The 7,431-nt window shown below is 63.5% G+C and carries 8 protein-coding genes, 1 pseudogene and 1 riboswitch; of the genes and pseudogenes, 7 read left to right on the top strand and 2 right to left on the bottom strand.

Annotated features, from left to right (window positions below; translation table 11 throughout):
• The first annotated feature begins 154 nt into the window (after positions 1-154).
• The 6 genes from hisD (at position 155) to VFE81_RS07950 (ending at position 5,781) form a co-directional block, all read left to right on the top strand.
• Positions 155-1,432 carry a histidinol dehydrogenase gene (gene hisD / locus VFE81_RS07975; RefSeq protein ID WP_325044079.1) on the top strand — a complete coding sequence of 426 codons (1,278 nt, stop codon included), beginning with the start codon at positions 155-157 and terminating at the stop codon, positions 1,430-1,432.
• Positions 1,429-2,187: an SDR family oxidoreductase gene (locus tag VFE81_RS07970; RefSeq protein WP_325044078.1), complete on the top strand. Its 759-nt coding sequence runs from the start codon at positions 1,429-1,431 to the stop codon at positions 2,185-2,187. Before hisD ends, VFE81_RS07970 begins: the two co-directional genes overlap by 4 nt.
• Before the next feature lie 13 nt (positions 2,188-2,200).
• Positions 2,201-3,142: a hypothetical protein gene (locus VFE81_RS07965; protein ID WP_325044077.1), complete on the top strand. Its 942-nt coding sequence runs from the start codon at positions 2,201-2,203 to the stop codon at positions 3,140-3,142.
• Positions 3,143-3,204: 62 nt separating this feature from the next.
• Positions 3,205-4,224: a cupin domain-containing protein gene (locus tag VFE81_RS07960; protein ID WP_325044076.1), complete on the top strand. Its 1,020-nt coding sequence runs from the start codon at positions 3,205-3,207 to the stop codon at positions 4,222-4,224.
• Positions 4,221-4,976, top strand: coding sequence for an alpha/beta hydrolase (locus VFE81_RS07955; RefSeq protein ID WP_325044075.1), 756 nt, complete (start codon positions 4,221-4,223; stop codon positions 4,974-4,976). Before VFE81_RS07960 ends, VFE81_RS07955 begins: the two co-directional genes overlap by 4 nt.
• A 22-nt stretch (positions 4,977-4,998) precedes the next feature.
• Positions 4,999-5,781 carry an HpcH/HpaI aldolase family protein gene (locus VFE81_RS07950; RefSeq protein WP_325044074.1) on the top strand — a complete coding sequence of 261 codons (783 nt, stop codon included), beginning with the start codon at positions 4,999-5,001 and terminating at the stop codon, positions 5,779-5,781.
• A gap of 206 nt (positions 5,782-5,987) precedes the next feature.
• Here the strand turns inward: VFE81_RS07950 and VFE81_RS07945 are convergent.
• Both VFE81_RS07945 and VFE81_RS07940 read right to left on the bottom strand, forming a co-directional pair.
• Positions 5,988-6,428, bottom strand: a pseudogene (locus tag VFE81_RS07945) (FAD-dependent oxidoreductase); the annotation flags it as partial.
• Between the two features lie 162 nt (positions 6,429-6,590).
• Positions 6,591-6,696, top strand: a riboswitch (SAM-I-IV-variant riboswitch).
• A 69-nt stretch (positions 6,697-6,765) separates the two neighbouring features.
• Positions 6,766-7,053 (bottom strand): hypothetical protein, encoded by a 288-nt coding sequence (locus VFE81_RS07940; RefSeq protein WP_325044073.1) that lies wholly within the window; start codon positions 7,051-7,053, stop codon positions 6,766-6,768.
• A 156-nt stretch (positions 7,054-7,209) separates the two neighbouring features.
• Here VFE81_RS07940 and VFE81_RS07935 point away from each other — a divergent pair.
• The coding region (locus tag VFE81_RS07935) for a hypothetical protein (RefSeq protein ID WP_325044072.1) at positions 7,210-7,431 on the top strand (222 nt) is incomplete at its 3' end.

The raw sequence follows: 7,431 nt of genomic DNA, 5'->3' as shown, positions 1-7,431 counted from the left end.
TCCTGGGGGTCACACATCGACGGATCTACCAGAACCAGATCATCGAGGAGTGGAGCGTCTTCGATGAACTTGCGGTGCTAAGGCAAATCATGGTCCCGCAGCAAACAGCTGCGTAGGACTCGGAATCATCAATTCACATGTGGAGATGACAGTTATGATTAGTACTATTAAGGAAGGTAAGTCGGAGGATGAGCGCTCGGAAATCGACGCCGGCGTGCGTCAGACGGTCGAGTCGATCATCGCCGACATCCGCGAGCGCGACGACGCGGCAGTACGCGAATATGCGACGAAATTCGACCACTGGGACCGCCCGACCTTCCGTCTGAGCGACGCTGAAATCCAGGCGTGTATCGATTCGTTACCGAAGCAGGCGATCGACGACATCCTGTTCGCCCAGACACAGGTCCGGCGTTTTGCGCAGATCCAGTTGCTGTCGATGCGCGACGTCGAGGTAGAGACGCTGCCGGGTGTCGTGCTGGGTCACCGGAATATCCCGATCAACGCGGTCGGTTGCTATGTGCCGGGCGGCAAATACCCGCTGCTCGCGTCCGCACACATGAGCGTACTGACCGCCAAGGTGGCGGGCTGCAAGCGGGTCATTGCCTGTGCGCCACCGTTCGAAGGCAAGCCATCGGCGGCGATGGTCGCCGCGATGGCGCTCGCCGGAGCGGACGAAATCTATGTGCTCGGTGGCGTCCAGGCGATTGCTGCCATGGCGCTGGGCACTGCGACCATTGAGGCGGTCGATATGATCGTGGGTCCGGGCAATGCGTATGTTGCGGAGGCGAAGCGCCAGCTGTTCGGCAAGGTAGGCATCGATCTGCTCGCGGGGCCGACCGAGACGCTGGTCATTTGCGACGACACGGTCGATGCAGAACTCGTCGCCGTCGACCTGCTGGGACAGGCCGAACATGGGCCGAATTCTCCAGCTGTCTGTCTGACGACCAGCAAGCGGATCGCGCAGGAACTTCCTGGGCAGATCGAACGCGTGCTTGCACGACTGGACACAGCGCCCGTTGCCAGCGTCGCGTGGCGGGACTATGGCGAGATCATTCTGTGTGACACGGAGGAAGAAATGCTGGCGGAAGCCGAACGGATCTGTTCCGAACACGTCCAGGTGATGACGCGCGATCCCGAATGGTTCCTGCAACGGATGACCAATTTCGGTGCCCTGTTCCTCGGTTCGCGTACCAATGTATCGTATGGCGACAAGGTGATCGGCACCAATCACACACTGCCGACGCGCAAGGCCGGCCGCTACACGGGCGGCCTCTGGGTCGGCAAGTTCATCAAGACCCATACATATCAGCGCGTGCTGACCGACGAAGCATCGGTGGCGATTGGCGAAGTGTGTTCGCGGCTGTGCGAGCTTGAACATTTCTCAGGGCACAAGGAACAGGCTGATATCCGCGTGCGGAGATGGAAGCAATGACCCTCGCGATGAGCGGCCATGTCGCGCTGGTCACGGGCGGTGCTGGCGGGCTCGGCCGATCGATCAGCACCGCGCTCGCGGACGCTGGCGCGACGGTGCTGGTGGGCTATCGCACCAGCGCCGAGGCGGCGCATGCGCTGGCCGCGCAGCTGCCCGGCGTCGCCGGGCAGCCGCATCGCGCCGTGGAGTGCGACGTGAGCGACAGCGACGGCCTGCGTGAGCTCGCGTCGCGCGTGGCCGCGGAGTTCGGAGGGCTTGATGTACTGGTCAACTGTGCGGGCATGACGCGCTATGTTGCTCATCGCGCCCTTGACGAGCTGGACGATGAGTTGATCGACCAGATCTTCACGACCAACGTGCGCGGGGCGATCGCGTCCGTGCGGGCTTTCCAGTCACTGCTGGCACAGCATGGACGGGGTCTGGTGGTCAACATCTCGTCGATCGCCGCGCAGACTGCGATGGGAAGCAACATCGCGTATTGCGCATCAAAAGCCGCGGTGGACAATCTGACGAAGTCGCTCGCACGTGCGCTGTCACCCGAAATCCGGGTGGTGTCGGTCTCGCCCGGGCTGGTCGACACTGAATTCGTCCGGGGACTGGACGAGGCGTGGCGCGCCGAGCAGACGGCGCGCACGCCGCTGCAACGGCTGGCAATGCCCGACGAGGTCGCTACTGCGGTCGTCGTGTTGGCAACCCAGCTGACGTTCACGACTGGTGCGGTGATTCCGATCGATGGCGGCCGTCCACTAGGTTAAAGGAGAGAACCATATGTCCACGCAGTCCTGGAACGGACGGGAGGCCGCGCAACGCTGGGTGCGCGACTTTCTGGTGAACCAGTCGATGCCCTCACTCGCGGACGTCTACCTGCATGCGATACGTCTGCATGGCACCGCAGGCGAGACATTTGGCCGCGATGCGGTGCTGCGCGAGCACCGGACGATGTTGCGACTACTGGCGCCGCTTGGAACGCTCGCGGCCGAGGTTGACGCCTTGGTCGAAGTGGAGGATGGCGAGGCCTCGCGCGTGGCATTTACGGTCAGCGCGACGACCTCCGCGTCGAGCGATCAGGGCTTTCATTGCATCGTCGAGTGGCTGGTCGTCGACGCACGCGTGGTCGAAATGTGGTGGTCGTTCGATCTGGCGACGATCTGCAGCCGCGCCGGCGAGCCGATCGACACGCTGGCACGCGTCCACGCACAACGCCTGGCACCGCGTCTGACGCCGCCAGGCGACGCCGTTCATGCGTTCGGCCAGCTGCTGGCGCGACCGCTCGTCTCGACGCTTGCGCAAGCCGACGCGGCGAATGACCTGATCGCGCACGCGGTCTCGCACCTCGATGCCTGTCTGCGCCGTTTCGACGCCGGGGCGATCACGAGGGCGGGCTCGGTCTGGCACGGGAGCGTGCTGACCGAGGCGGTTGACTTCTCTCGTGCGTGGCTCGACAGCTTCGACGACGGCGAACTTTTCATCGAACAGACGCTTGGCAGGGACCACGACGCTTTTGTGCGGGCACGCTGGCGTGGACACTACGCGGGCGACGGCGTGCTCGGGCATGCCGGCGCCAGCACGCTGGTGGATGTTCCGCTTTTCGCATGGTGCGGGCGCCGTGACGGCAGGATCACCTTCGCCTGCTGGCTCGACACGGTCGGTGCGGCAGCGCAGCTTTATGCGGGCGCGATGTCGGATCTGATCAGTCCTGGCGCGAATTGATGGGCACCCATCGGATGCGACCGGGTCCGGATGACTTTGTGGAAATACAAGACGGAGCAAAGATGCAACACCCCAACACCCCGCCGCTGAACTGGAACGGGCGGCTCGTTCGCTTCGCCGACCTGATCCCCTGCACGAACGCGTTTATCGATGCGCGCAGCCCAGGCAGTGACAGGAAGGAAAACTTTACGATCATCGGACCGGGCGTCGCCGAGAACCCGCACCAGCATGTGCACATTCGCGAGCCACATGGCTTTAACGTAGGGGGGGCGCGCCAGCCGCCGCACTGTACCAATTCGCTGCACAGTCACGATACCGCCGAAGTTTTCATGATCCACACGGGAACGTGGCGTTTCTTCTGGGGCGAGCACGGCGATGCCGGCGAAGTCGTGGTAAGGCCGGGTGACACGATCTCGATTCCGGTTCACGTGTTTCGAGGCTTTGAAAATATCGGCGACGATATCGGATTCATGTTCAGCCTGCTGGGCGGCGACGACCCCGGACGCGTGCACTGGGCGCCCCAGGTGATCGAGACGGCGCGCGGGCACGGTCTCGTCCTGCTCGAGAACGGCACGTTAATTGACATCACCGAAGGCGAGACCGTGCCGCCCGGCGCACAACCGGTTGCCCCCTCGACGCGCGAGCAGCTCGCCTATATCCGCACGCCATCTGCCGGGGAAATGCGGAGGCGCATCGTGCTCGCTAACGCGACGGCCACCGCGGCGCACGGCGGCTTGCAGCGCGACGGAGTGAACGAGATTCCGGTGATTGGCGCGGCGTCTGCCGACGGCATCGAGGCCGGCCCGATTAATGACCCGCATGGGTTCACGCTGCGCCGGCTCGACCTGCGGGCCGGTGCCAGTGTGCGGATGCATCGGCGGACCTGCGCGGAAGTCCTGATCGTCCAGCGTGGCGCGCTGACGGTCGAGGACGCCGCTGGCGCCCGCATCACGCTGAACCGCGGCGATACGCTGACGATCCCGCGTCATACCGGCCGCGCGCTCAAAAACGAGGGCACTGATCCGGTGAGCGTGCTGGTTGCGCGCGCCGGCGAGGACCCGGGAGCGCCTGAGTGGTCATGAACGGGCCACTGACGCTGTTGCTGTTGCCCGGCACGCTGTGCAACGGGCGTGTCTGGGCCGGACAGATCGACGCACTTCGCGCGGTGGGGCCGGTGGTCGTCGCGCAGTATGACGGCGCCGATACGATCGGCGCGATGGCGCAGCACGCGCTGTCCAGCGTCGAGGCGGATGCCCGGGTCGTGCCGATCGGCCTGTCGATGGGCGGCATGGTCGCGCTCGAAATCTGGCGCACAGCGAGGCCGCGGGTGGCCGCAATGGCGCTGCTTGCGACCAATCCTTTGCCCGACACGTTGGCGCGTCACGCTTCGCGGAACAGACAGATTCAGGACGCGGTCGGGCACGGGATGCCCTTCGTCGCCCAGCAGCTGGCCCGCGCCTACTGCGACAGCAACGCCGAGCGGCCAGAGGAATTCGTTGCGGACATCATCAGCATGGCCAGCTCGATCGGACTCGACGGCTTTCGTGCACAGTCGGCAGCGCTCGCCACGCGACATGATTACCGGCCACTACTCGGTTCGATCAACGTGCCTGTCCTGGTGATGGCGGGAAAACACGACCGGATCTGCGGACTGCATGCCCAGCAGCAGATGGCTGCAGCGATACCGGACGCGACGTTCGAGGCCCTCTCTGAAGCCGGACATCTGATTCCACTACAGGTGCCGGATGAGACGAACCGACTGCTCCTGCAATGGCTGGTGCACATCGTCCAACCCCACGCGACACTAGCCGCGACGCCTTCCAGATTGCCCTGAACCCGACTCGAAGCGAGAACTCATGCGAAGCACTTACCCAGAGAATTTCCGATCCAGACTCGAAAAGCACGAACTGCTGATCGGCACGTTTGTGAAGAGCACGGACTACACGGTGGCCGAAGTGCTGTCGATGTCTGGCCTCGACGCACTATGTTTCGATGCGGAACACGTGCCGTTCGATCGGTCCAAACTCGATACATGCCTGCTGGCGACGCGCGCATACCGGATGCCCTCGATCGTACGCGTCGAAACAGCAATGCCCCACGTGATCCTTTCCGCGCTCGATATGGGCGCGACCGCCGTGCAGGTGCCGCACGTGAGTTCACCGGAGCAGGCGCACGATATCGCGCGAGCGGCGCGTTACGGGCGGCAGGGGGTGGGCGGACGGGGCTATGCCGGCTCGACGCGTGCGGCCGGGTATGGAACACGACCGATGGCCGAACAGCTGCGCGAGAGCGCCGCGCAGGTCACCGTGATTGCGCAGATCGAGGATGCTCAGGCGCTGGACGTGCTGCCGCAACTGATGGCCGTCGACGGGATCGATGCGTACTTCATTGGACGCGTGGATCTGGCCGTATCGATGGGCGAGGACAGTCCGGCCGCGACTGGTGTGATTGACGCGATGCACAGCATTTGCAGCGCCGCGCGCGCCGCGGGCAAACCGCTGGGGATGTTTGTCGGCGACGAGAAGGAGATCGCGGTTTGGCGCGAACAGGGTGTGTCGCTATTTCTTGTCGGTTCGGATCATTCTTTGCTCCTTCGCGGCGCGCGGCAACTCGCATCCGGGTCGTCGTTGCCCGCATGAGGATGGGCCGCTCGGTGTTGAACCGTGCGGCTGTTCCGTCATGCTGTCAGTCGGGCTCACGCCTCCCAAAAAAGTCCGCACCCGTGGCCGGCCCGGATCTGCAGAGTACGCTGTGACGGATAGTCTTCCAGGCGATGGCTGACGATCGCTCCCCGCCGGCTTCGGGCCGCCGGGCATTTGTTCCTTAGAGCCTGAATTACCCCTGATCAGGTCGGCCACCATTTGGGCGGACGGGGTCTGGCCAGGTGACCATGCCCGGTATTGCAATACACGCCCGGTGCTTCCCGCCGCAACCTTCGGCAACATGCTGGGTAGCATCGGCCGCAGGCCGCTCCACGGAACCACCCTGGACGTGTGGACAGTGCTGGAATGGCGACACGTCCGGCCGACGAGCGGCTGGATGCGGTCCCGCCCGGATGCCACGATTGAACCCGTTGAACTCCGCCGTTTCCGCCACGCGAAAGCGATTCACACCAAGCCGGTTCGTGACGGTTTGCGCGGCGTCATCAAGGATGACTGACCCACGGCGCACCGTGCTGGCTGGGCTCATCGTCGAGGTCAACGGTGATCGAATAGCCTTTGACCGGATATATGTTGGCGCGGTCGCCCGGCGTTGCCGCGAAGTGACGGCAATTCACGCCTGCGCAATGGCCAGTCCGTCAAAGCGACGCCTGAAGGGGCTGTGCCACGGTGGCGATTGGTAGTTCGTAGCATCTTTGGGCAGGTCGGAACGCTAGGCGCTGCTCTCACCATCGTTTCGAGTAGCAGCGAATGCACGAGCCACAGTGTCCGAATTCTTGTTATTATTAGTACTGCATCAAGAGTCGGAAAAACCCCGACGCCAACCTGCCCCTCCCGGGCAAGGTGGAAGCCGTAAGGCGATGCGGCCGATGGTCGGCAACGAAGCGGGAGCGGCATGGCTTGCACCGGTTCGACTTATTTCCCTCCGGAGTAGCGATGCCTCACGAAATACTCTCCCCGACTTTACGTAGCCGGGTTGACGACACCGAAGACAACTTCGAGAGTTGTCTGCCAGGTTTCCGGTTGACCCATATCCTGAACGTCGCTTCCGTTCCAGATCTTGATGTCGTTGCCCAGGTTCTGGGCTGCGTGAAATGCGAGCAGACGTCCATTTCCGGCTGGGCGATAGCACGCCGGGGAGAGGTACTGGATCAACGGATCAGTTTGCAGGGGATTAGCGAGCTTCGCGTTCGCTTCCTGCGTGAGCAGCTCCTGCTGCTTGATCTGGGGTTGCGGATTCGCCTTGAACATCAGTTCACGCGGCAACGTCCCACTGATGTCGCGCTGCTCAGGTAAGCGCCGACGCGAATCGCCGGATCGGTCTCTTGCGGCGCGGCGTGCCTCACCTCAGCCGCGTGTGCGTGATCGTCTTATGTCGCACGTCGGGCTCTCGACAGGCGAGTACGGGTGGTAGTCGGTGCACTGCCTCCGTTCGCCGTGACCGTTTTGCGCGATGTATCCGGTCACCGCTTTGCCAATGTGATTCGCTCCGGCCTCTACGGATCACGGGATCACGACGTCGTCGCGCTGATCCTGACAACTGTCAAAGAGAGTGAACCAAACTGTGGGAGGTCAATTCGCGCCGCTCGGCGCGCATTCGGCGAGTTTGCAGCTGCAGAAGTCTTGGTC

The sequence above is a fragment of the Paraburkholderia sp. genome, from assembly GCF_035656215.1.
Lineage (GTDB): Bacteria > Pseudomonadota > Gammaproteobacteria > Burkholderiales > Burkholderiaceae > Paraburkholderia.
This window is presented reverse-complemented; position numbering and strand designations above follow the sequence as displayed.

Coding starts and splice junctions, on each gene's coding strand:
- VFE81_RS07960 (WP_325044076.1), top strand. CDS start 3,205: ATGCAACACCCCAACACCCCGCCGCTGAACTGGAACGGGCGGCTCGTT.
- VFE81_RS07955 (WP_325044075.1), top strand. CDS start 4,221: ATGAACGGGCCACTGACGCTGTTGCTGTTGCCCGGCACGCTGTGCAAC.
- VFE81_RS07970 (WP_325044078.1), top strand. CDS start 1,429: ATGACCCTCGCGATGAGCGGCCATGTCGCGCTGGTCACGGGCGGTGCT.
- VFE81_RS07950 (WP_325044074.1), top strand. CDS start 4,999: ATGCGAAGCACTTACCCAGAGAATTTCCGATCCAGACTCGAAAAGCAC.
- hisD (WP_325044079.1), top strand. CDS start 155: ATGATTAGTACTATTAAGGAAGGTAAGTCGGAGGATGAGCGCTCGGAA.
- VFE81_RS07965 (WP_325044077.1), top strand. CDS start 2,201: ATGTCCACGCAGTCCTGGAACGGACGGGAGGCCGCGCAACGCTGGGTG.
- VFE81_RS07940 (WP_325044073.1), bottom strand. CDS start 7,053: ATGTTCAAGGCGAATCCGCAACCCCAGATCAAGCAGCAGGAGCTGCTC.